The sequence below is a fragment of the Bacillus sp. BHET2 genome (assembly GCF_005938125.1).
Taxonomy (GTDB): domain Bacteria; phylum Bacillota; class Bacilli; order Bacillales; family Bacillaceae_B; genus Rossellomorea.
This window is the reverse complement of sequence record NZ_VCQN01000004.1, coordinates 1-21,153: the sequence shown is the minus strand read 5'-3', so window position 1 is coordinate 21,153 and position 21,153 is coordinate 1. Positions and strand designations below refer to the sequence as shown.

22 protein-coding genes and 1 rRNA gene are annotated in these 21,153 nt (G+C 39.5%); 4 read left to right on the top strand and 19 right to left on the bottom strand.

The genetic code is table 11. From position 1 onward, the window contains the following. Positions 1 to 5 precede the first annotated feature (5 nt). From murQ to FGG79_RS15280, 8 genes are all read right to left on the bottom strand, one after another. Complete coding sequence (gene murQ / locus FGG79_RS15315) at positions 6 to 905, bottom strand: N-acetylmuramic acid 6-phosphate etherase (protein ID WP_138779889.1); 900 nt, start codon at positions 903 to 905, stop codon at positions 6 to 8. Positions 906 to 1,127: 222 nt separating this feature from the next. Further along, the gene (locus FGG79_RS15310; protein ID WP_171050968.1) at positions 1,128 to 1,697 is read right to left on the bottom strand and encodes a competence protein ComK; all 570 of its coding nucleotides are present in this window, start codon (positions 1,695 to 1,697) and stop codon (positions 1,128 to 1,130) included. A 594-nt stretch (positions 1,698 to 2,291) separates the two neighbouring features. Beyond that, a complete protein-coding gene (locus FGG79_RS15305) occupies positions 2,292 to 3,932 on the bottom strand; it encodes a M20/M25/M40 family metallo-hydrolase (RefSeq protein WP_138779886.1) in 1,641 nt (546 codons plus the stop codon). Further along, the gene (locus FGG79_RS15300; RefSeq protein WP_138779884.1) at positions 3,929 to 5,104 is read right to left on the bottom strand and encodes an aminotransferase class I/II-fold pyridoxal phosphate-dependent enzyme; all 1,176 of its coding nucleotides are present in this window, start codon (positions 5,102 to 5,104) and stop codon (positions 3,929 to 3,931) included. The genes FGG79_RS15305 and FGG79_RS15300 overlap by 4 nt, the downstream gene beginning before the upstream one ends. A gap of 25 nt (positions 5,105 to 5,129) precedes the next feature. Further along, positions 5,130 to 6,413: a TRAP transporter large permease gene (locus FGG79_RS15295; protein ID WP_138779882.1), complete on the bottom strand. Its 1,284-nt coding sequence runs from the start codon at positions 6,411 to 6,413 to the stop codon at positions 5,130 to 5,132. After that, positions 6,410 to 6,889, bottom strand: a complete 480-nt coding sequence (locus tag FGG79_RS15290) for a TRAP transporter small permease (RefSeq protein WP_138779880.1) — start codon at positions 6,887 to 6,889, stop codon at positions 6,410 to 6,412. Before FGG79_RS15290 ends, FGG79_RS15295 begins: the two co-directional genes overlap by 4 nt. A gap of 61 nt (positions 6,890 to 6,950) precedes the next feature. Then, a complete protein-coding gene (locus FGG79_RS15285) occupies positions 6,951 to 7,961 on the bottom strand; it encodes a TRAP transporter substrate-binding protein (protein WP_138779878.1) in 1,011 nt (336 codons plus the stop codon). Next, on the bottom strand, positions 7,958 to 8,626 hold the full coding sequence (locus FGG79_RS15280; RefSeq protein ID WP_138779876.1) for a GntR family transcriptional regulator: 669 nt from the start codon (positions 8,624 to 8,626) through the stop codon (positions 7,958 to 7,960). The genes FGG79_RS15285 and FGG79_RS15280 overlap by 4 nt, the downstream gene beginning before the upstream one ends. Before the next feature lie 169 nt (positions 8,627 to 8,795). On the opposite strand from FGG79_RS15280, the gene FGG79_RS15275 reads away from it, so the two are divergent. Then, positions 8,796 to 10,160 (top strand): FAD-binding oxidoreductase, encoded by a 1,365-nt coding sequence (locus FGG79_RS15275; RefSeq protein ID WP_346764079.1) that lies wholly within the window; start codon positions 8,796 to 8,798, stop codon positions 10,158 to 10,160. A gap of 81 nt (positions 10,161 to 10,241) precedes the next feature. Here FGG79_RS15275 and FGG79_RS15270 read toward each other — a convergent pair whose 3' ends face one another. From FGG79_RS15270 to FGG79_RS15250, 5 genes are all read right to left on the bottom strand, one after another. Then, positions 10,242 to 10,544: a DUF5658 family protein gene (locus FGG79_RS15270; RefSeq protein WP_138779874.1), complete on the bottom strand. Its 303-nt coding sequence runs from the start codon at positions 10,542 to 10,544 to the stop codon at positions 10,242 to 10,244. 99 nt (positions 10,545 to 10,643) lie between these two features. After that, positions 10,644 to 11,270, bottom strand: coding sequence for a TasA family protein (locus tag FGG79_RS15265; protein ID WP_138779872.1), 627 nt, complete (start codon positions 11,268 to 11,270; stop codon positions 10,644 to 10,646). 26 nt (positions 11,271 to 11,296) lie between these two features. Continuing rightward, entirely contained in the window at positions 11,297 to 11,884 is a 588-nt protein-coding gene (sipW, locus tag FGG79_RS15260; RefSeq protein ID WP_138779870.1) for a signal peptidase I SipW, read from the bottom strand. Then, positions 11,868 to 12,728, bottom strand: a complete 861-nt coding sequence (gene tapA, locus FGG79_RS15255; protein ID WP_171050967.1) for an amyloid fiber anchoring/assembly protein TapA — start codon at positions 12,726 to 12,728, stop codon at positions 11,868 to 11,870. Before tapA ends, sipW begins: the two co-directional genes overlap by 17 nt. Before the next feature lie 99 nt (positions 12,729 to 12,827). Beyond that, on the bottom strand, positions 12,828 to 13,475 hold the full coding sequence (locus tag FGG79_RS15250) for a TasA family protein (protein WP_138779866.1): 648 nt from the start codon (positions 13,473 to 13,475) through the stop codon (positions 12,828 to 12,830). A gap of 337 nt (positions 13,476 to 13,812) precedes the next feature. On the opposite strand from FGG79_RS15250, the gene galU reads away from it, so the two are divergent. Further along, positions 13,813 to 14,721 carry a UTP--glucose-1-phosphate uridylyltransferase GalU gene (galU, locus tag FGG79_RS15245; RefSeq protein ID WP_138779864.1) on the top strand — a complete coding sequence of 303 codons (909 nt, stop codon included), beginning with the start codon at positions 13,813 to 13,815 and terminating at the stop codon, positions 14,719 to 14,721. A gap of 4 nt (positions 14,722 to 14,725) precedes the next feature. Beyond that, positions 14,726 to 16,060 carry a UDP-glucose dehydrogenase family protein gene (locus tag FGG79_RS15240; RefSeq protein ID WP_138779862.1) on the top strand — a complete coding sequence of 445 codons (1,335 nt, stop codon included), beginning with the start codon at positions 14,726 to 14,728 and terminating at the stop codon, positions 16,058 to 16,060. A gap of 335 nt (positions 16,061 to 16,395) precedes the next feature. On the opposite strand, the gene FGG79_RS15235 is transcribed toward FGG79_RS15240, so the two are convergent. Then, entirely contained in the window at positions 16,396 to 16,944 is a 549-nt protein-coding gene (locus FGG79_RS15235) for a serine O-acetyltransferase (RefSeq protein WP_138779860.1), read from the bottom strand. Between the two features lie 105 nt (positions 16,945 to 17,049). Beyond that, positions 17,050 to 17,355 (bottom strand): hypothetical protein, encoded by a 306-nt coding sequence (locus tag FGG79_RS15230; RefSeq protein ID WP_138779858.1) that lies wholly within the window; start codon positions 17,353 to 17,355, stop codon positions 17,050 to 17,052. A gap of 558 nt (positions 17,356 to 17,913) precedes the next feature. On the opposite strand from FGG79_RS15230, the gene FGG79_RS22290 reads away from it, so the two are divergent. Further along, positions 17,914 to 18,039: a hypothetical protein gene (locus FGG79_RS22290; protein ID WP_276607967.1), complete on the top strand. Its 126-nt coding sequence runs from the start codon at positions 17,914 to 17,916 to the stop codon at positions 18,037 to 18,039. 65 nt (positions 18,040 to 18,104) lie between these two features. On the opposite strand, the gene FGG79_RS15225 is transcribed toward FGG79_RS22290, so the two are convergent. From FGG79_RS15225 to rrf, 4 genes are all read right to left on the bottom strand, one after another. Further along, on the bottom strand, positions 18,105 to 18,941 hold the full coding sequence (locus FGG79_RS15225; protein WP_138779856.1) for an SGNH/GDSL hydrolase family protein: 837 nt from the start codon (positions 18,939 to 18,941) through the stop codon (positions 18,105 to 18,107). A gap of 226 nt (positions 18,942 to 19,167) precedes the next feature. Continuing rightward, a complete protein-coding gene (locus FGG79_RS15220; protein ID WP_138779854.1) occupies positions 19,168 to 19,368 on the bottom strand; it encodes a hypothetical protein in 201 nt (66 codons plus the stop codon). Positions 19,369 to 19,405: 37 nt separating this feature from the next. Next, a complete protein-coding gene (locus FGG79_RS15215) occupies positions 19,406 to 20,236 on the bottom strand; it encodes a tyrosine-type recombinase/integrase (RefSeq protein ID WP_171050966.1) in 831 nt (276 codons plus the stop codon). Positions 20,237 to 21,037: 801 nt separating this feature from the next. Then, positions 21,038 to 21,153, bottom strand: a 5S ribosomal RNA gene (gene rrf / locus FGG79_RS15210).

The following is a 21,153-nucleotide window of genomic DNA, read 5'->3' as shown; positions in this document are numbered from 1 at the left end:
AAAGACTATTTCTCAGTGGCTAAACGAACATATCCGCCCGCATCCTCTAACCGGCTTTTTGCTTCCTCGTACTCACAACCAAGTGTGATCATCACAATCGACGTTTTCACTTCATTATTCGCCTTCTTTAATGTTACGGCTGCAGTTTCCTTGTCAGCTCCAGTAATGCTTTCGATGATTCCAATCGCCCGCTGTTCAAGCTTATAATTGCTAATGTTCACATCGACCATCAGGTTTCCATACGCTTTCCCCAGCTTGATCATAGCAGCTGTTGAAATCATATTGAGGACCATTTTCTGTGCCGTCCCTGCCTTTAATCGTGTAGATCCCGTCAATGCTTCCGGGCCGGCATCCACTTCGATCGCCATCTCCGCTTCAGCAGAGATTTTAGATCCTGTATTACAGGATAGCGCCACTGTCGTCGCCCCTATTTCCCTTGCATATCGTAAGCCTCCGATAACATAGGGAGTACGTCCGCTCGCTGCGATTCCAACCACAGTATCCCCAGTTGTCAGACCGATCTCTTTCAGATCAGATACACCTAGCCCTTCGTCATCTTCGGCGCCTTCAACGGCCTTCACGAATGCCTTCTCCCCGCCTGCAATCAAGCCTACAACGACGTCACTGCCCACGCTGAAGGTCGGTGGGCACTCCACCGCATCAAGAACCCCGAGCCTTCCACTTGTACCGGCCCCCATGTAGATCAATCTCCCTCCACTCGAGATGGATTTCACCACTGCATCGACTACTTTCTCCACTTCAGGGATCACACTCTTAACCGCTGATGCTACTTTCTGATCCTCTTCATTCATCATATGTAGAATCTCGCCAGCACTCGCTGTATCGATTTCAAGCGTATTTTGATTCACCTTTTCAGTCGATAATTCATAAACATTGTCTTTCATCCATCATTCCTCCAAAAATCTGTATGCGTTTTCATTACCTATATTCATACCATTTTTAAAATTAAATTTCAATTGTATTTTTTAATGTATGAAATAATATTTTAAATCAGACCTCCCGGGAAGAAATTTTCTATTGCTAAAAATCGAGCCAACGACAAATAGGAGTTGGAACAAGCTTCCTACTCCTGTTTTTCTTACTATCAACTTGTAGAGGTACGTCCCTCAATGATCGAAGGAAGTATCCTCGCCGAATTCTGTTGAGTCCATGAGTCCAGATTGGAATCCTGGCAGATAGAGTTCGGTATCGCTTCGGTTGCGTGCTGAAATAGTTGGGATGGTTGAAAAATGATTCATGGTGACGGCAGCTCGTTCCCTTTGTTTCGTGAATACTTTCTCAGAACAGTTGATTTCTAACTGCCCTCCATTTGTAAAATGAACATAGGTTTTTCCTTCTGAAGTTGTGGATGATTCAATATGCTGGCAGAATAACCAGATGCAATCATAATCGGTTGGGGCAATAGTGGGTATCGCATAGATGTATTGTTGCGGGCAAACCATAAGAGGTGTTTTTCTAAAGTAGTCGAACGCATGCCGAACGGCTTTAATCCTTCCATCATAGGTGGACCGGTAAATCATGCACGCCTCTTCTAAAATATCCATAGGGGCTTTCATGCTGAATATTTTTCTTCCCGAGTAGTCATACAAGACAGATTGATGAATCCCATCATAAGCTGGCCCGATCGCCACTGTCCTTCGAGTAACCAGTACTTCTGAACCTTTCAATCCAAACACCATCCTTCTCCTCTTTAATCATAAGTCTCGATTATCTGAATCTTCTTAAATATGAGACTTAATTCCCATTATATACTAATTATGGGAAATATCTATTTATATTTGTGTTTTTTTAGAGAAAAATCTCATAATTTAAGGAAATCGATTATTTCCTGGGGGATAATGTCGAAAAGGTACTTCGTCTACTACTCTCTAAGTAAAGGTTCTCTTTCTATTAAATGTCAAAGAAGATCATTTATTCAAAAAAGAGGCTAGGGCAATAGTATTTTAGTCGAAGAAAAATCCGAGCTATTTCGATGTTCTTTCATTAAAATTCGAATTAGCTCGGATTTTTAAATTGGTTTTGTTAAAAATAGCTTGTTCTAGTAGTTGGTTGGAATGCAAGACGAAGACTCCTGCGGGAAAAGCGGAACAGTTGAGATGCACAAATAAGTGAACTTCAACGATAGGCACTCACCTGCCATTCAGCGGAAAGCGAAGTCTTGAACGGAATTAACAGCTAATAACGGATGCTAATATGATGATTTATCCAGATAGTGTTGCCTTTAGAGTGGAGTGATTTAGTTATGTCTCAACCTCTATACAAATGACAAATCAACCTTCTTGTAGATCAGCACCAACAACCTCTCCCTTGCTTTCGTAACGAATCACTTCTTTAATCACTTCTTCTACAAAAATCGGTGTCTTTACAAATGCACTTTCAATATGCAGTCGTTCCGTTCGTTTGTGTGCATCCTTCCCAAATGGGCCAACGTTTAAAACGGGACCTTCCAACTTATGCATTTCCTTAAATGGGATGCTATAGGTTGTGTCCCAGACTGGGGTATTATCTTCATAAACCGCCCAGCCTTTATTTTCGTCCTTATAGTTCACATAGCTAAGGTCTGAAATTCCATTAAAGTAATGGGCTTGTTCAACGGGCAAATGAAACAGCTCTTCGGCTACCTTTGTTACTTTTTGAATACATCTCGATACTAAAGGATGGTCAGACGTATTTACAGCTGGGTAATATGGGGGCGTAAACATTAATACAATAGCCGGTGTAAGTTCCTGACAGTTGATTAAGAGTGTGTCGGCGATTCGAAAAGATTTCTCCCGGTCATCGCCTTGATTGTTGCCAATGTCATGTTTCAATGCTTCTAAATATTCTTTACCGAGCTTCTTTTCAGCATAATCGATTAATTCCGAATAGCGAAGAACACGAACTTCTCCTACCGAAGGAATCTCCTCTCTTTCGCATAGTTGAGCGTACCATTCGTTACATTCCTTCGCTGCCGAAACGGCTACTTCTTCAAAAAGGTTCATCACATCTGCAGCCGTTCGTTTCATTGTAAACACATTATAAAGTGCGACGGTTCCATAAGGAGTTTGAGCCGAATAATTCAGTCTTAGATCCTCTTGTTGAAGCGTAATCGGAAGTGGAGTATATTCCCCATAATCTGTTTCTCTAAATAGGGGATTCCACTCCATTTTCCGCGTTAAGAATGAAGCAATAAAGGAAGAAGTCATTCCACTCAAAGGTTCACCCACATGCGTTTCTCTACCATAAAAGAGTGCAGACGGCATAATTTTCCCGATTGTTCCTGAGTAAACGTGATATGCCGTATCAGTCGGTTTCTGAGAAAAGACCGGTTCCCCATTCAGGAACAGGTCATATGTGAGATCTTGTTCTGATTTGAGTTCATTTAAAGCAACGACAGCTGCTCTCATTCCAGACGAATTGACCTCTTCATCCGGTACTGTTAATAGCACAAGGTTAACGGGCCACAGTTCATCGGCAGCCTTTTCAATCAACGCCATATGAATGGCTAACCCCGCTTTCATATCCATAATCCCCCGTCCCCACAGGTAGTCTCCTGAACGGAGATCGTTTTGGGCTTCAGGATGCAATTCACTGATATAATGCTCCAGTTCCCTCGTTAAGCCCTCCGGATTAAAGGCCAGTGCCTCGAGTTCCCCGTATTCTTCCGTGCTCACCGTATCAAAATGACTAATCATGACAATCGTTTTAGTCGCCTCTTTATGCTTATAAAGAGCAGTTACGAACTGTCGGCCGAAATCGGCATCCCCCAGCTGAAGCATATCAGCGTTTGCCTTGAAATATGGGATATCTTGCATTTTTTTAAACAGGTTAACAGGAAATTCCACTTCCCCCTCTGTTAATGTTCGACTATGCCAACTCACCAATTCACACAGCAATGCTCGTAAAGACTCCGGTGTCCCCCATTGTCTCATGATATAACCTCCTTTATCTTGCGCTGATTCAGCCAATGATCCATGCGACATAGCCCTTTTTCTAATACTTCCATACTATAAGCGAACGAAATACGAATATACCCTTCTCCGAATTGTGTAAATGTGCTGCCTGGCACGACCGCAACTCCACCTTCCTTCAATAAACGAGTAGCAAATTCCAAAGAGGATATATTGAATTGTTTAATAGAAGGAAAAATATAAAAAGCTCCCTTTGGAAGAACCACATCAAAACCCATTTCCACTAAACGTTTATAAACAAAATCCCTGCGCTTTTTATAAGCCACATTCATTTCTCCTGGTACATGACGGTTATTCGACAATGCTTCAATCGCAGCATATTGTCCAGGTACAGAAGCACAAACCACATTATAAATATGGACCTTCACAACATGTTCCATAATCGATTCAGGTCCCAATACAAATCCAATTCTCCATCCTGTCATTGAATGAGATTTGGATAAACCATGTATAAGAAATAACCGATCCTTCATACCTGTATAAGAAGCGAAGGAATGGTGCACACCTTCAAAGGCATTTTCGCTATAAATCTCATCCGAAATAACAAAGACTTCATGCCTTTCTAATACTCTTGCCAGCTCATCCACCTCTTCCTTGCTTAGTGTGACACCTGTGGGATTGGAAGGGTAGTTAAAAAGAATGGCTTTTGTTTTATCAGTGATCAGGGCTTCCAGTTTTTCAGGAGATGGTCTAAATTGAGTCATAGAGGTATCTAAGTAAACCACCTTCGCACCACACATCGTAATAATCGGTTCGTATCCCGAGTAAAGTGGTGCTGGTAAAATGACCTCATCGCCTTCTTCCAATATCGTTCTAAACACTGAATCAATCGCTTCACTCGCTCCATTTGTCACAATCACTTCAGTTTCCGGGTTATAATCTAACCCATACTGATCTGCAAAGAAGTCACTAATCACCCTACGCAATTCTAGTAAACCTGAATTGTGTGAATAACCCGTTTGATTAGAAGCAATAGCCTTGATTCCCGCTTCTTTCACAGGTTCTGGTGTCGGAAAGTCAGGCTGTCCGATGGTTAAATTGACGGCATCTGGATAAAAAACCAACTGATTGGAAAACTGACGGATGCCCGGAATGACTAACCCTCGAGCCCGTGCATTTATAGTAATCGACATATGCTTCTACCCCTTCCTTTTACCACTACTTCGTAAACCCTGGTAGCCAGAGAGAAAGTGGTGGGAAAAATGTGATAACAAGTAAACAAATGAGCATAGAAACAAGAAACGGAAGAATCGCCCAAGCAATTTTCTCAAATTGGACCCCTCCTACACTGGATGCCACAAATAGATTGACACCTAGAGGCGGTGTAATAAACCCGATGGCCAGATTCGCTACAAGAATGACACCGAAGTGGACGGGGTCAACCCCTACAGCTACAACAATCGGTAAAAGAATGGGTGTCAGGACGACTAAAGCAGATATCGTATCGATGAACATACCCACAATCAAAAGGAGAATATTAATTGCTATCAAAATGATGATGGGGTTCGTAGAAAGCTCTGTTAAGAATGTAGCTATATCGTTCGGGATCTGTTCCAGTGTCATAAAATAAGCAAAGGATACGGAAAGACCGATAATGATCATAGTAGTGGCGTTAATGACGACTGCTTCACGGAAGCTCTCAAACACCGACTGCCATGTCAGTTCTTTGTAAACAAATAATCCAACAATCAATGAATACACTACCGCAACAACAGCAGCTTCTGTTGGAGAGAAGACTCCTCCATATATCCCTCCCAAAATGATAACTGGGATCAATAGTGCCCATTTCGCATCATTTGTAGCTTTCAACACATCTTTGAAACGGAAAGTTGCTTGCTCTTCAGGAGCATAATCCCTTTTTTTCGCAATTACATAAGCAGTCAACATAAGCCCGAGCCCAATAATAAGTCCAGGGAGGATACCCGCTAAGAACATATTTCCTACAGATACCCCTCCGATTACGCCGTATAATACGAACGGAATACTTGGAGGTATGATGACCCCGATAGAGCCTGCTGAAGCGGCTACCGCTGATGCATATCCTCCTCCATAATTACGTGCTTTCATAGCTGGAATCATAAAACCCCCAATAGCTGCGACAGTGGCGGGTCCTGACCCGGAAATAGCTGCAAAGAACATGCAAGAAACTATGGTTACCATGGAGAGTCCTCCAACCATCCAGCCAACCATTGCAGTTGCCAGATTTAATAGTCTCTGTGAAACGCCGCCTTTCCCCATCAAAATCCCGGCAAGCATAAAGAATGGAATGGCAAGCAAAGGAAAAGAATCCAATGACGTAAAGGCTTTTTGCGTGATAATATCCAAAGGCAATGTAGAGCCAAAATAAATGGCAACCAAGGCCGAGACTCCAAGTGATATCGCGATTGGAACACCGATTAATAGACACACAGCCAAGGTGCCAAAGAGGAATGCGATTGTCATGCCTTCACCTCCCCATAATCCGTGCGCCATATGATGACAAATTGCTGTAATAGACGCATTGCCATCCCTGCTCCACCGATCGGAATCGCTAAGAAAGGGAGCCACATTGGAATTTGCATGGCTGGTGTAATTTGTCCATTATGAAAACTGGCAAGAACAAGCTGTGTTCCAAATATAGCAAGAAAAACTGCGAGTCCAAACCAAACAAGTAAGGCAAGTGATTCAAGGATTTTTCTCGATGTACCTTTAAAGAGATCGATAAATGCTTCAATTCGAATATGCTGTCTCTTTTTCACTGCATAGCTAGCCCCTATCCACACCTGGAAAATATGTATATACCGAGCCATTTCCTCCGTCCAACTGGGAGCAGAAGAAAAGAGGTACCGTCCAACTACTTGTGTGAAAATAAGGGCAACCATAAACGCTAAGGTGAGGACAAGAATGAATTCTTCTAGATACTCGAATTTCTTTTTCATAAATGCTGCTCCTTTCAAAAACGAGGAATCAAGGGGTAAGCCCTGATTCCCATTTTCACCATTATTTATTTGCTTCTAATGCCGTGTTGACTAAATCTTCCCCGATTTTCGGTACGTATTGATCGTAAACAGATGAAGCCGCTTCACGGAATGTATCTCTTTGTTCTTTTGTTAATTCATTTACCTGCATACCATTCTCTTTTAATTTGTTCAAAAACTCTACATCTTGTTTTTGAGCAAGTCCGCGCTGTTCGTCACGGTATTCTTCCGAAGCTTCATTGACTAACTCTTTTAAATCTTCAGGTAATTCATTATAGAAATCGTTATTCATGATGAGGGCTGTAGCTGCATAAACATGTCCTGTTAAAGATAGATAGTCCTGAACTTCATAAAATTTGTTCGTATAATAGAGAGAGACAGGACATTCCATGGCATCGTATGTACCTTGTTGTAGTGCAGTGTACAATTCTCCAAATGCGAAGGGAGATGCGTTTGCTCCAAATGCTTTAAACGTGTCGGTATGAAGGGGATTTTCAAGAGTTCTAAACTTCAGACCTTTCACATCTTCAGGACTCTCTATCGGTCCTTCGTTATTTGACATGTGGCGGAATCCATTTTCACCAAACACTAAACCTTTTAGATCATTCTTTTCTAAATCGGCCATCAACTCCTGACCTAGTTCACCATCAAGTGCTTTATAGGCCGCTTCATTGCTATTGAAGAGGAAAGGTAAATCAAATACTAAGAATTTTTCATTGAATGAGGCAAGGGGGGCAACGGCAGGAATCGTCATTTCAATATTACCTAATTGAACGGCTTCAATCGCTTCACGATCTGAGCCGTATAGCTGACCATTAGGATAAAGTTCTACTTTAATGCGACCATTTGATTCTTTCTCCAATTTTTCTTTAAACGTGACCGCTGCAACATGTGAGGATTGTTCCTCTGGTACTAAGTGAGCGATCCGAATCGTGTAGGTTTCCTCTTCCCCTTCACTAGATGAAGTACTAGGACGTCCACATGCAGAAATCATGAGAATCGCGATGAACAATAATGGAATGAATTTTTTCAATTTGTTTCCTCCTCTTGATAATATCCTTGAATTCGTCGTTCAATATTTTTCATATGAGAAGACATTTCTTTCTTGGCGGTTTCAACATGCTTTAATTGCAAGGCTTTATATATGCTGTTATGTTCCTCGTATGCTTCTTTGGCGCTTAACCTAAGAGTGTTCGATAAAACCAGAAAGGCTCTATTCACACCTGTGTTTGAAGTATGTATCATATCTCTTAGCTTTGGATTTGGATTTTCTTTAGCTAATAGAAGATGAAATTCTCGATCAAGTTCAATAAACTCTTCATAGCAATCTTCCTTAATGGCTTCCCATTGAGCTGTTAAGTTATCTCTTAATTCACCTAGTAATCTTTCTTTAAGTCTATCTACGATAATCTCAAGATTATACACTTCCAATAACTCGCGAATTTCAAGAAATTGCAATGCATCTTCTTCTGTAAACGAAGCAACAGTCGCCATCTTAGCATCGGAGATTACAACAAGACCTTCCGCAGTAAGTCTCTTTAAAGCCTCTCGTATCGGTGTTCTACTGATGCCCAACTCCTCAGCAAGCTTTTTCTCTGGAAGTTCTTCATGAGGCGCGAGCTTCCCTGATATAATATCTTTCTTAATTAAATTGAATGCTTGCTCAGCTAACGTCTCTTTCTTGATGATCCTCTGCAAGTCACTCCCTCCTATCGTTTCATTATTTTTTTGTTCATGATGTAAAAGTTCATAGTGGTATACCTCATACCTTTGAAGGTGGTATACCGTATACATACATCATAATTTATGCTAGGCTAATTGTAAATACAAAATTTAGAATATTTTAACTATTGGGATGTGAACGTAATTGAGAGAAACATGGATGATTGAACTGCAAGCGTGTATTGGTAAAGAAAAACTCAGTATTAGTGAAGGGAATCGGTTCCGTCACAGCAAAGATGAATCATTTCATTCTCCTATTGAACCTGATATAGTGGTTTTTCCTGAAAGTAAACAAGATATTGTGAATATACTGACGGTAGCTAACAGGTTTGATATCCCGATTACTCCATTTGGGACTGGATCAGGTTTAGATGGACAAGCGATTCCCGTCCGCAAGGGCATTTCCATGAACTTTGAACGAATGAAACGGATAATCTCCTTACAACAGGAAGATCTAACAGTTACCGTTCAGCCTGGAATGACTCGATTGGAACTTAATAGAGAAATTAATCGACACGGACTCTATTTTCCTATTGACCCTGGTGCTGATGCGAGTGTCGGTGGGATGACCGCTACGAATGCAAGCGGCACGACAGCTGTTCGATATGGGTCGATGAAGGATCAGGTTCTAAACTTAGAAGTGGTGTTAGCAGATGGAAAGATCATTAAAACCGGAAGCAATGCAAAAAAATCATCAAGTGGATACCACCTAAATAGTCTTTTTGTAGGTTCAGAAGGGACTTTAGGGATCATATCTGAAATCACATTAAAGTTACACGGAATTCCTGAACACATCATAGCAGCCCGCTGTACGTTTGATTCCCCTAAAGCATGCGCTGAAGCTTCACATGCTGTCTTAATGAGCGGTATTCCCGTTTTGAGAATGGAAATGGTCGATGCAAATAGCATTCAACAAGTGAATGCATATGGGGAGTACCAATTCCCTGAACAGCATTCCTTATTCCTCGAATTTGCCGGTACAAGAAATTCGGCAGAGGAAGAAGCTACTGTTGTTCAAGAAATCATGGAAGATATGGGATGTGAGAACTGGGCCCGTGCCAGCAGCTCAAAAGAACGGGCAGAGTTATGGAGGGCCAGACACGAACTCTCTTACGCATTTAGACATATCAAGGGCACGGCAGTTTCAGGCTCAGACGTTTGTGTGCCAATTTCAAAACTAGCTGACTTAGTCGTGTTTGCCCGTGACCAATTAGAGAAAAGTGGATTAGTGGGAGGAGTTTTCGGACATGTGGGAGATGGTAACTTCCATACGATTATTGTCTATGACCCAAGTGATGTAACCGAAGTTGAAAAGGCTGATACTATTAATGAAAAACTCGTTTTAAAAGCGATAGAAGTTGGAGGAACCTGTACTGGAGAGCATGGGGTTGGGCTTGGTAAGATGAAGTATCAAGAACTGGAACATGGACCTGGGGTTGAGGTGATGAAATCCATTAAATCATTATTAGATCCACATGGAAGGTTAAATCCAGGGAAAATATTTCATTAATTCCAATCCTATCTTGGTTCTAGAAAAGTTTATTTTCACTTTAGAGTTTATTAAATGTTGAAGGCTATTCTGTCAAGAATACTACTGCAAAATCGATTGGATCATCCAAACTCCGTGCAGGAAAAAAGTAATGAAATAGATAACACTGATGATATAAGTGAGTACCGTTACCCATTTAAGACGCGGAATCTTATCATAAACAACAACAAGGATCAGGATGAAAGATAATAGCAGTTTTATACCTAAAAATAGAATAGGGCTCACCCTATACACCTCATTCATTAGCGGATTCCCTTCTTCCATAAACGAACCTTTAAGACCGATATAGGATATGATTCCATCCACCAAGTTCAAAAGAGCCAAGCATAGGAATAGATTCTTCATACTTTCACCTCTTTCCATTTGTAGATTTCATAAGTAGGATTTCTCCACTTCTCAGAAAAAAACCAAAAAAGAAAGCCTTGATAAACTCCTTATCAAGGCTTAACCATTCACCATATTCATTCTTCTCCGGTATTGATAGACATAAACCCCAAGTCCGCTGAAGAATAACAATCCACCTAATAATAATAGTTTATAAATGGCTGTGCCTGTATTCGGAAGTGTAATTCCACCTACCGGAAGAGATTCCCCTATAACACCCTCCGCTTGAAAAGTGAATTTCACTTCTGACATGAGTCCTTGAAATTCATTCCCCAGATGTTCAGGAAAATCGATCTTAAAGGTCATATTTTCTTCCCCTGAACTAGCTAGTTTACGGGCATCAAACCCTTTGAACCCAGAAACCTTTCCCTCATAGAGGACCCCTTTAGTATCGGACACCGTCATCATTAGCGCGTTATATAATTGATCCGATCCGGATTTCAGTTCCGATGACATCGTATACTGAAAATCCTTCAATCCCTCATTCTTTACCTTGATGGTTTTTGTTGTCCAATCACCTGGTTTCATATTATCCACTTGAAAAAATACTCCAGTTGGTGAGGTTGCAATATCCACTTCATTCGTGGCATCCTCTTGATCCGCTTGCACCCTCTCCATTGAAAAAACAAAGAATCCAAGCAGGAATACCACACTTATTGTTAACAAGGTGAATCGCTTATTACCCATAGACTCCACTTCCTTCTAGACATTCTTTACGATACATTTTTATCAATAGGATCTGATGTTTTCTTTATTTCAACCTGTGATAGGGCTTTACCGATGACAAAACCTGAATAACAAAGGAGTAAAAGGCCTGGGATGATGAAGAGGAAGGCACCGTTTTTGGAATTAGCAAAATTCATTAAGTAACCAATATAAGGGATCGTGGTTCCTGTGTACTCCGCCACAACATTTTCAGATAAGACAGGTTCCATATCTGCTGCATCGTTATTGTCCCCTTTGGTTTTATACATGACTCCACCGTTTGTCTTTACCACATCAACAATTCTATGTGTGACCAATACTCCTTCCTCTTTCTTAAAAGTAATGACATCTCCTTCAGTAAAACGTGTCAGATCCCCACCAGGTTTGACAGCTATAATGGATCCGGTTTTAATTCCAGGCTCCATGGATCCGGAAAGAACTGCTTTTATTTCATGACCGAATATTTGAGGTTCTCCACCAGAGGCTTTAGAGGAAACAACTACAAATACCAATATGATTAAAACGGCATATAAAGTGACAGTCACACTCAAACTTACCCATTTTTTAAACTTTTTGAAGTCAATTTTCATTTTCATTTACCTGCCCTTCATCTGACTCTGTTTTTTCAGACTCATCCTGACTTTTCTCATTGACAGGGGTTTCTTTTTTTTCTACATTTTCAGTTTTCGGTGTACTATTTTCTTTGGTCACTACTTCTCCCTTAGTATCGCTTTCTTCTTTTTTCGTTTCGATTGGTTTTTCACTTTCACCAGGCGGATTTTCAGGTTCTGTTCTTTGTTCTTTGACGGGTGCCTTTCGTTCTTCTTTCTTTATTGTAGGCTCAGGAGTCGTTATAGGTTGTTCAATCGATTTCTCTTGTTCTTTTTTGTCTGGTATTGTCTCTTTGCATGTAACTGTGATTGTTTCACTCCATAAATCGTGGCGCTCATCATACTTATTTCCATGGCCAGGACGCTGAAAAGCCCTGAATTTATAATTCCCTGTAACATCTGTTTTATATGTCAATGTAGTTGATTGGTTGGATTGAAGTGATTCTACCATCCCTTCAGCTACTTTTTTTCCATCCTTAGGATTACCTGTTTGACTGAAGTAAACTTCATATTCAGAAGTACCTTTCATATCGTTTTTTGAACCGTTTTTTATTATTGTTGAAATTTCTATTTTTCCACATCCACTTACCTTTTGTGTAGATTGTTTATTTGTAAAAGTAAGAGAACTTTTATCCCACTCCTCTAACCACTTCCCACTGCTGATGAAAATAGTTGATTGTTCTTGATCATTAAAGTATGCACCCGTTTGAGAGGTCAAATAAGATAATGTAAATAACGATAGATATATGATACCTACGAGTTCCAACACTAGCTTAATATTCTTGTTGTTCCTAAACTTTCTCTGCCTCTTAAATCGAATGGGAATCACATCCTTTTTTTCATTGCAATTAACAATGTATTAATCTATGTATCTAGTTTTATTTAAAAGAAAGGGTGGCATAATACTCTCCACCCTCCCATAAAACATTTAGCGTTCTTCGCCATCCTCTTGAATACCTTCAAATGTCCATTGAAGATTTAATTTTAAATCTTGAAGTTCGTTTTGAGCCTCTCCGGAATCTTTGAATTTGAATTTCACTTTAAATTCATCTGTAGCATTTTGACCTTCACCCGCTTCAATACCATCTACTAAAGCTAACTTCCAGCTATGTCTTACCTTTACCAACTCAAGTTCCTTTGCAAGATCGTCCGGAGTCATATTTCTTAATTCTAATAATGACTTTTTATAGACAACCACGTTATTAGGGATTCCGGATTCTCCAGTGTTAACTAAAAATTCAACTTCCAATGCATCTGCATATTGATTGGCTAATGCATTTGTGACTGAAGAATTATCATTTTTAGTTACCGTATACGCTGTATGAAGAAGGACTTTTTTAATATCTAGGGTCCCATCATTTTTCAAATCAAACGTCTTATTTGTCCAATCTCCTGGTTTTAAGTTTGCAACCTGAACATTCACTGTCGGATCAACACTTAAATCCAACGTCCCTGACGCAAAAGTATTCGTTTGAACGGCTGTGTCACTAAAGTACGCATATGTACCTCCACCAATTAGTGATACACCTAAAACCGCTGAAGCTACACCTAAACCTAATTTTTGTTTAATACCCATCCAAAAATTCCTCCTCGTTTTCAACTATGTAGTTCGCATCAAAGCATTTGTTCTTTTTAACGAACTCTACATTCGAAGTATATGATAGAATACCCAGCTTGGAAATGGTTAAAAATGGTCGTTTTTACATTAAAAAGAACATTTATTGTTCTTTATCTCGAATTATCTTCCTATTTCTTATTCTTTTGTTTTTTATCAAGGAGAACAATATCTTTATTAAGAACGTTCATTCATGTGCTTTCTCAATGTTAAATCTGCGTAAATTCCTACATCCATCATAATATCTGACGATGTATTCTGATAAAATAAATCTATGTACATTTTGGAGGCTGATAGAATGACGAATTTTGTATTTTCAAACAATCAGAAACAGGTGAAAAAAGCCATCATTCCAGCAGCAGGACTAGGAACACGATTCCTTCCGGCAACGAAAGCTCAACCGAAGGAAATGCTTCCCATTGTCGATAAACCTACCATCCAATATATTATTGAAGAGGCTGTTCAATCCGGGATTACGGATATTATCATTATTACAGGACGGGGAAAGCGAAGTATTGAAGATCATTTTGATAAATCCTACGAATTAGAAGCCACATTGGAGAAAAAACAAAAATGGACGGCATTAGAAGAGGTTCAATCGATTGCCAATCTCGCAAATATTCATTATATCAGACAGAAGGAACCTCTTGGATTAGGGCATGCCATACTATGTGCACGTGCCTTTATAGGGGAGGATCCCTTCGCTGTTATGTTGGGGGACGATGTCATCGATTCGGATGTACCTTGCTTGAAGCAATTGATTCAAGCATTTGACTATTATAAAGCACCGATTATTGGTGTACAAGAAGTAAATCCAGAAGACGTATCAAAGTATGGAATTGTAAGTCCAGGTCTAAACGAAGAAGCAGATCAGCCCACATCACCTATTGCAGGACTTGTTGAAAAACCGCATCAAGATGAAGCTCCCTCCCGTTTAGCGATCATGGGAAGATATATCCTGACTCCTGATATTTTTTCACATTTAGAACAGTTAAAAGTCGGTGCAGGCGGAGAATACCAACTGACAGATGCGCTCAACCAGTACAGTCAGGAATTCCCCGTTTATGCACAAGTTTTTGATGGACTTCGATATGATATAGGAGATAAACTCGGATTTATTAAAGCCACCATTGAATTTGCCATGAAAAGACCTGAACTTCAACAGGACGTAACTCATTATCTTAATCATCTACTGAATAAGGAGTGAAACAATGAAGATTTCCGTAATCGGTGTTGGATATGTAGGACTCGTGACAGGTGTATGTCTTGCAGAAATTGGGCACCACGTGATGTGCCTGGATATCGATCATAAAAAAATAGATCAGTTGAAACAAGGAATTTCTCCAATCTATGAACCTGGGTTGAAAAACATGCTGCAACACAATCTTGCAAATCAAGCCATTTCCTTTACAACATGTTACGAAACTGCCTGTAAAGAAGCTGAAGTGATCATCATCGCTGTAGGAACTCCACCCAGTGCTGACGGATCTGCCAATCTTTCTGCAATTCAAGAGTCCTCCGAAAAAATAGGTTCATTCATCCAGAACGAGGATACGATCATTGTTACTAAAAGCACGATTCCTGTTGGGACAAATAAGAAGATTAAGGTATGGATATCAAGCCATTTGAAACAAAATGTGCCCTTCATGATTGCTTCCAATCCTGAATTTCTCAGGGAAGGTTCAGCTATACACGATACGTTCAATGGGGATCGAATCGTTCTTGGAACCGAGGATAATAAGGCCGCATTAAAACTGCAAGAAATGCTTACACCATTCGGGGTTCCATTTCTCCAGACGTCTATCGAAAGTGCAGAAATGATCAAATACTCCTCCAATGCTTTCTTAGCCACTAAAATAAGTTTTATTAATGAAATAGCGAATCTCTGTGAGAAACTTGGCGCAAATGTGGAAGATGTAGCGAAAGGGATGGGCATGGATAAACGGATCGGTCACCAATTTCTCAATGCCGGGATTGGTTATGGTGGATCGTGCTTTCCGAAAGACACCAATGCCCTTGTTCAAATGGCGGGCAATCTCCACCACCAATTCGACTTACTTGAATCGGTCATTCACGTCAATGCAAGGCAACAGGTGAAACTTGTTGAATTCGCCAAAGAGCATATAAAAGAGATGAAAGGAAAAAAAGCCGGAATACTCGGGCTTTCCTTCAAACCGAATACAGATGATATTCGTGAAGCCGCCTCCATAGAAATCATACATGCCCTGCTGAAAATTGGAGTTCAAGTCACAGTATATGACCCAGTAGCTCAAGATAAAGTAAAACATATATTAGGCAATACCGTGACCTACTCTGAAGATTGCTTTGCAGCGATTGAAGATCAAGAAATGCTCTTCATCGCAACCGAATGGGAAGAATTTAAAGTCCTAAGACTTTCTACCATTGCCAAACTGATGAAAACACCGAATGTGTTCGATGGACGTAATTGTTTCTCTCTTGATGAAGCGAATAAGACAACAGTGAACTATTACTCAATTGGAAGACCTGCTGTCGTGAATCATTGTATCGAAAAGAAAAACGTGTAAAAATAGAGGCTGGTACAAAAGAATTTTAGTCGAAGAAAAATCCGAACGAATTCTTTCATTAGAATTCGTTCGGATTTTTAATTTGTTTTTAGCTTGTTCTAGCTGTTGATTGGAGTGTAAGACGAAGACTCCTGCGGGAAAAGCGGTATAGGTGAGACCTAAGCAGGAGCGCCAGTGACGATGAGGCTCACGGGCGCCCGAGGAAAGCGGAGTATTGCACGGAAATCAACAATGGTGTACTAACAGATTTCAATACGATTATTTATCCAAATATTGTTCGCCTTAAGAAGGGAGTGATTTAGTTATGCCCCCGTCTATTCCTTAAATAGAACAGATTAAATAACTCGATTCATACTTCGCAGCGAATGTGGAGTGCGTACCTCACCAACAACCTTTGCCGGAACTCCTGCTACCACCAGGTTGGAAGCAATGTCCTCGGTTACAACGGCATTCGCTCCCACCGACACATTATCGCAAATGGTAACTGGACCGGCAACCACTGCGCCGGTAAAAATCGTAACATTATCTCCAATAATCGGTTTGATCTGACCATTACGTTCTTGATCCCTTCCACCTATCGTCACATTTTGAAACACTTCTAAATGTGCACCCGCCTTCACATGGGTCCCAATCACCACTCCAACGGAATGCGCAATCCTGAAACCTGGACCAATCTCGGCTCCTTGAGAAATCTCTGCACCGTAGAAAATAACACCAATCGACCTGAATACGCGAGGCAAAATGGGAACCTTTTTTTTATGAAGGTAATGCGAGACTCGATAAAGAACTACCAGCCAAAATGTAGAAAAATTAAAGATACTCATGATTAATCCTTTAAATGATAACCCATATGCTTTGTAATCAGACTTAATTAATGTAAACATAATTCTCCCCCTGAACTGGATTCTTTTCCGTAGTTTACTAGAGGGATATTAATTGATAAATTCAGGGAGATTAGGGTTTTGTAAATCTTTGATTACAAACATTAATCACATCACTTTTAAATATTCTTCATAAAAAGAAATGAGGAATCCAAAGCTTTGAATAAATCCCATATGAATATTTCCCATTTGTCTGTTAAGTGTCCTGTAGGAATGAAAAGGAGAGGCCCTTAGTGCATGAACTTCCTCTTCTAACTCTATATTATTCTCAAGCATCATTCTTAAGAAATCCTTTGCGTTTTGCCTATACGTTTCCTCATAAGTCAACTCAATGATCAGCTTCCTCTCTTTCTTCAGTTCAAATGTGATAGAGTCTAAAGAATCCTGACTCACTTTCATCGTTTTCTCGCTCATAATCCATTCTTGTTCATACTGTTCAAGAATTTACTGTATTCTGTCTATTGGTAATGACTAAGAGCTTCTTATGTTTCTTTCTCAAAATGTCCCTCCTTGCACATTATGTGAATATATACCTCAAGATTAACAATAAAATGATGAAATAAGTTCTTTTTGTAGGAATTTTATACGCATTAAACATTCGTTTAACCAGATGCAATCGTTTATTAGTAATTATTTTTCCTTTAAACAAACGTTTGATTAAAAAAAATGGCATCTACCTCATCTTTTCAACTTAATTATCCCTCGACATTTTGTGACAACCGTTACCCCCTGTGTCATTACCATTCTCCCATTCTATTCTTAAATGACAACCAACGAATAATCCATTAGAAATGGTTAGTCTTCTTAACCGAATCATTGCAAAGAAAAAGCGGGCGAATTTTGTAAGAAAGATACATACGATTCCCTATATAATTTGAAGAGTATATAGGAGAGAATAGGGGGTAACTCCCAGTACAATCATCCAACAAACGTTGCCCTTTGAATGATAATCATAAAGAATGGAGGTACGTCATGAAAATGGTTCATAAGCTTCTTGCTACTTATTACTTCACCCTTATTCAAAGTTGTCTGGATGAAAAAATGAAGGAACAATTAAAAAAGAAACTAAAATTTCATGAATCTAAATTTACAGCCTAAAAAGGTGCATTTTTAAAAAAGCCCTCAATTCTATGAGGACTTAACAAATTTATAGATTTATGTTACTACTCTTTTTCGTCATCCCTTACAAAATACTCCTTCAAGTACTTAGCCCAAGTCTCATTCCCTTTATCATTTGGTACATTTCCTTCAGTAAGATAATCTTCAATCTCGCTCTTATTATAATCTGGCCATGCTTTCCAATGATCCAAATAAGTATAGTTATTTTGTTTAGCATATCGTTCTAAATCATTCTCTTCATCTGTATAGTAATAGGCTCCATAAATGGGATTCGCTGGCTGAATCAAGATCGTCATGTCCGGATTCGCTTTTTTGAAAGACTTGATAATCTTTGAAATGTTTTTAAGTCTCTCAGACATTCTGATTTCTCCATTGTCATAGAGTAAAAAAGGTTCCAGCAAAAGAATGTCAGGTTTCATATTCACCATTTTTTTATATATACTCTCCTTCACCACTTGTTGCGATGTTTTGCCGCCGATTTCCTTAATCGTTACATGGATTAATGAATCCCCATATGTATCGAGTAATTTACTTTCCAGTAGTTGAGGCCATGCTCCGTCCTTGTGTGAAGTGGAGGAAGAACCGGTGATCATAAGATTTACAGGCCGCTGTTCTTCTATTGCCTTTTGAAAGATAGGCTGCAGTTCCTTTGGTAAAAAATTCACCTTATCAAGCTTTACCAATCTATCTTTGTCCGGCTCTGCTTCCACCTTCTGACTTTCTATAGATTTCGATTCTTCTACTATACCTTCATCACTCTTTTCTTCCGTTACATTTACCTTCGTTTGAACAGCACTAACCTTTTGATTCCAGTGGTATTTTCCTCCTATTACGGTAGAAATGGTCATAACGGCTAGAACGATTAACAGAAACTTTTTCACCTGGACTCCCCCATAACCTATCATTTAGTAACTCTATGATACAGAAGCAGGCTTATATATTTTGTATAAATATGTAGATGACTGTCCCAAAAGTTCCGACAAAATAAGTAAGGAACTGCCTATAAAGAGTAGGGATGCTAACTGATCATGATTCAAATTTATTCTTTTAGTTTTTCAAAAAACCCCTTTATCTCTTATCAGATAAAGGGGTTCTACCATTCATTCATCAATCAATTAACCTAGCCACTCTTCCTCCACACTTTTCACATTTGCCTACCAAAACGATTTTATGATTTTCAGAATCCACAATATAATCAACGATTGTTGTGACACCACAGTTTCGACAAAAGACGTTTCCCTCTAGTTTCTTCCGAGTGTGAACAGGTATGGCCATCCATCTTCTATAGGCTATTTCATCTTTATTCATCATTCGCACCTCTTCTAATTACATATTCCTTTGAACTTTAAGAAAAAGTTCTTCGAATCGCATTCTCAAATTCCGTTTTTGGTACTCGTGACTTCGCATACCTTTTTGTTACATTGATATCCCTATGTCCTGCCAACTTAGATACGATTTCAATGCCGGCACCCTGATCGATAAGATGTTGACAAAATGTATGACGCAGCTTTTGAGCACTAATTTGAAACTTCTTAAGCATATATTGCACCGATCGCTCGGTTAAACGTTCATTTGTTTTTGAAACGAACACAGCTTCTTTTGGTTGAATGCCTTCCATATAGTCAGAAAGATAAACGTTTAGTTCCTCTGATAAAGGGATTAACCGTCTATCTCCTTGAGTATCCAAAATGCTTACCTGTTTCGTTTGAAAATCTATATCAGATACATTCAGGGCACAAAGTTCTGATACCCGAATTCCCGTGTGAAGCAGCATATATACAATCGCTATGTTTCTTTCATTTTCACTTTCTCTCACTTCCGATAAAACGATTTCACACTCCTGTTTAGAAAGTGTTTCAATTTCATCCTTTTTGTTTCCATGTATGATTTTTATATCAAATGTAATATCAGGTTTCTTTAAATATTTAGCAAATGTTCGAATCACTCCCAGAACTTTGTCCGTCGTAGTAGGACTCTTACCATTTCCCTCTAAAAATTCTATATAGTCCTGAACATCCTTCTGAGTAATGTCTACTAGTTCATGATGATGATCCTGTAGCCATTTCTCGAATTTGTTTAGCTCTTGATGGTATGTCGAGATGGTATTTGATGATTTTCCTTCATGTTCAAGCCATGTTAAAAACTGATCAATCGTAGTACTAGAAGAACCTTGCAAGAGTACCACCCTTTCGAATCAAACCTCTATTTAGTAATATCGTAGAACTTATAGATGAAGAAGTCAACTTCTCCGAATATGTAATATGGTTTTTATGTATTTATTGTAGGACTTATGATTGTTGCGAGGGTTTGGTTATTCATGGAGAAGATAATAATCTTACGATAAGAGTAGTTTTAGTGGACTGGTCTTTTCTTATTGATTGGCGGGAAGCACCGATCGAGATGAAAAGTGCAACCTGTTATGTGTGATCTTTTGTAATTTGTAGGAGACAATTAATTAATTAATTGAGACTTTTTCTTTAAAACTAAGTAAAGGGTGGGAGGATGGTTTGGAGTTGGAATGATATGCGGTAGGTGTTTGAAATGGTTGCCTTTCAATTGTGAAATAGTGAACATACTTCTGGTTTATGTAACTCTACTAATTGTTAGATTGATTCCTATTCGTGTTTCGATGGAATACGTTGTTTTTTTCTTTAGATTGAGCTTTCAGAGGCGATTTTCATTGGAAATGTGTATGGGAAAGGAATGATTCATAGAACGGTTCGCTGTATTCATAGAATAAAACGGGCCATCTTAAATTATTGCGTCGTTTTGGGACTTATTTGCGTCACTTTTAACATTTTTGCGTCATTTTACGATTTATTGCGTCACTTTTAACCGTTTATGCGTCATTTTTTCATTTTATGCGTCATTCCCCAACCAGTCCGCACCACGCCTTTTTCCCCAGCACCGATCCGAAAAATCCAATATACAAAATAAAAAAAAGAGTAACCCAAGCGGGCTACTCTTTTCACATATTGCCTGGCGACGTCCTACTCTCACAGGGGGAGATCCCCCAACTACCATTGGCGCTGAAGAGCTTAACTTCCGTGTTCGGCATGGGAACGGGTGTGACCTCTTCGCCATAATCACCAG

Excerpts from the sequence above, each read along its gene's own strand:
- murQ (WP_138779889.1), bottom strand. The coding sequence starts at position 905 with ATGAAAGACAATGTTTATGAATTATCGACTGAAAAGGTGAATCAAAAT.
- FGG79_RS15305 (WP_138779886.1), bottom strand. The coding sequence starts at position 3,932 with ATGAGACAATGGGGGACACCGGAGTCTTTACGAGCATTGCTGTGTGAA.
- FGG79_RS15300 (WP_138779884.1), bottom strand. The coding sequence starts at position 5,104 with ATGTCGATTACTATAAATGCACGGGCTCGAGGGTTAGTCATTCCGGGC.
- FGG79_RS15295 (WP_138779882.1), bottom strand. The coding sequence starts at position 6,413 with ATGACAATCGCATTCCTCTTTGGCACCTTGGCTGTGTGTCTATTAATC.
- FGG79_RS15290 (WP_138779880.1), bottom strand. The coding sequence starts at position 6,889 with ATGAAAAAGAAATTCGAGTATCTAGAAGAATTCATTCTTGTCCTCACC.
- FGG79_RS15270 (WP_138779874.1), bottom strand. The coding sequence starts at position 10,544 with ATGAAGAATCTATTCCTATGCTTGGCTCTTTTGAACTTGGTGGATGGA.
- FGG79_RS15265 (WP_138779872.1), bottom strand. The coding sequence starts at position 11,270 with ATGGGTAATAAGCGATTCACCTTGTTAACAATAAGTGTGGTATTCCTG.
- sipW (WP_138779870.1), bottom strand. The coding sequence starts at position 11,884 with ATGAAAATGAAAATTGACTTCAAAAAGTTTAAAAAATGGGTAAGTTTG.
- FGG79_RS15250 (WP_138779866.1), bottom strand. The coding sequence starts at position 13,475 with ATGGGTATTAAACAAAAATTAGGTTTAGGTGTAGCTTCAGCGGTTTTA.
- galU (WP_138779864.1), top strand. The coding sequence starts at position 13,813 with ATGACGAATTTTGTATTTTCAAACAATCAGAAACAGGTGAAAAAAGCC.
- FGG79_RS15240 (WP_138779862.1), top strand. The coding sequence starts at position 14,726 with ATGAAGATTTCCGTAATCGGTGTTGGATATGTAGGACTCGTGACAGGT.
- FGG79_RS15235 (WP_138779860.1), bottom strand. The coding sequence starts at position 16,944 with ATGTTTACATTAATTAAGTCTGATTACAAAGCATATGGGTTATCATTT.
- FGG79_RS15230 (WP_138779858.1), bottom strand. The coding sequence starts at position 17,355 with ATGAGCGAGAAAACGATGAAAGTGAGTCAGGATTCTTTAGACTCTATC.
- FGG79_RS22290 (WP_276607967.1), top strand. The coding sequence starts at position 17,914 with ATGAAAATGGTTCATAAGCTTCTTGCTACTTATTACTTCACCCTTATT.
- FGG79_RS15220 (WP_138779854.1), bottom strand. The coding sequence starts at position 19,368 with ATGAATAAAGATGAAATAGCCTATAGAAGATGGATGGCCATACCTGTT.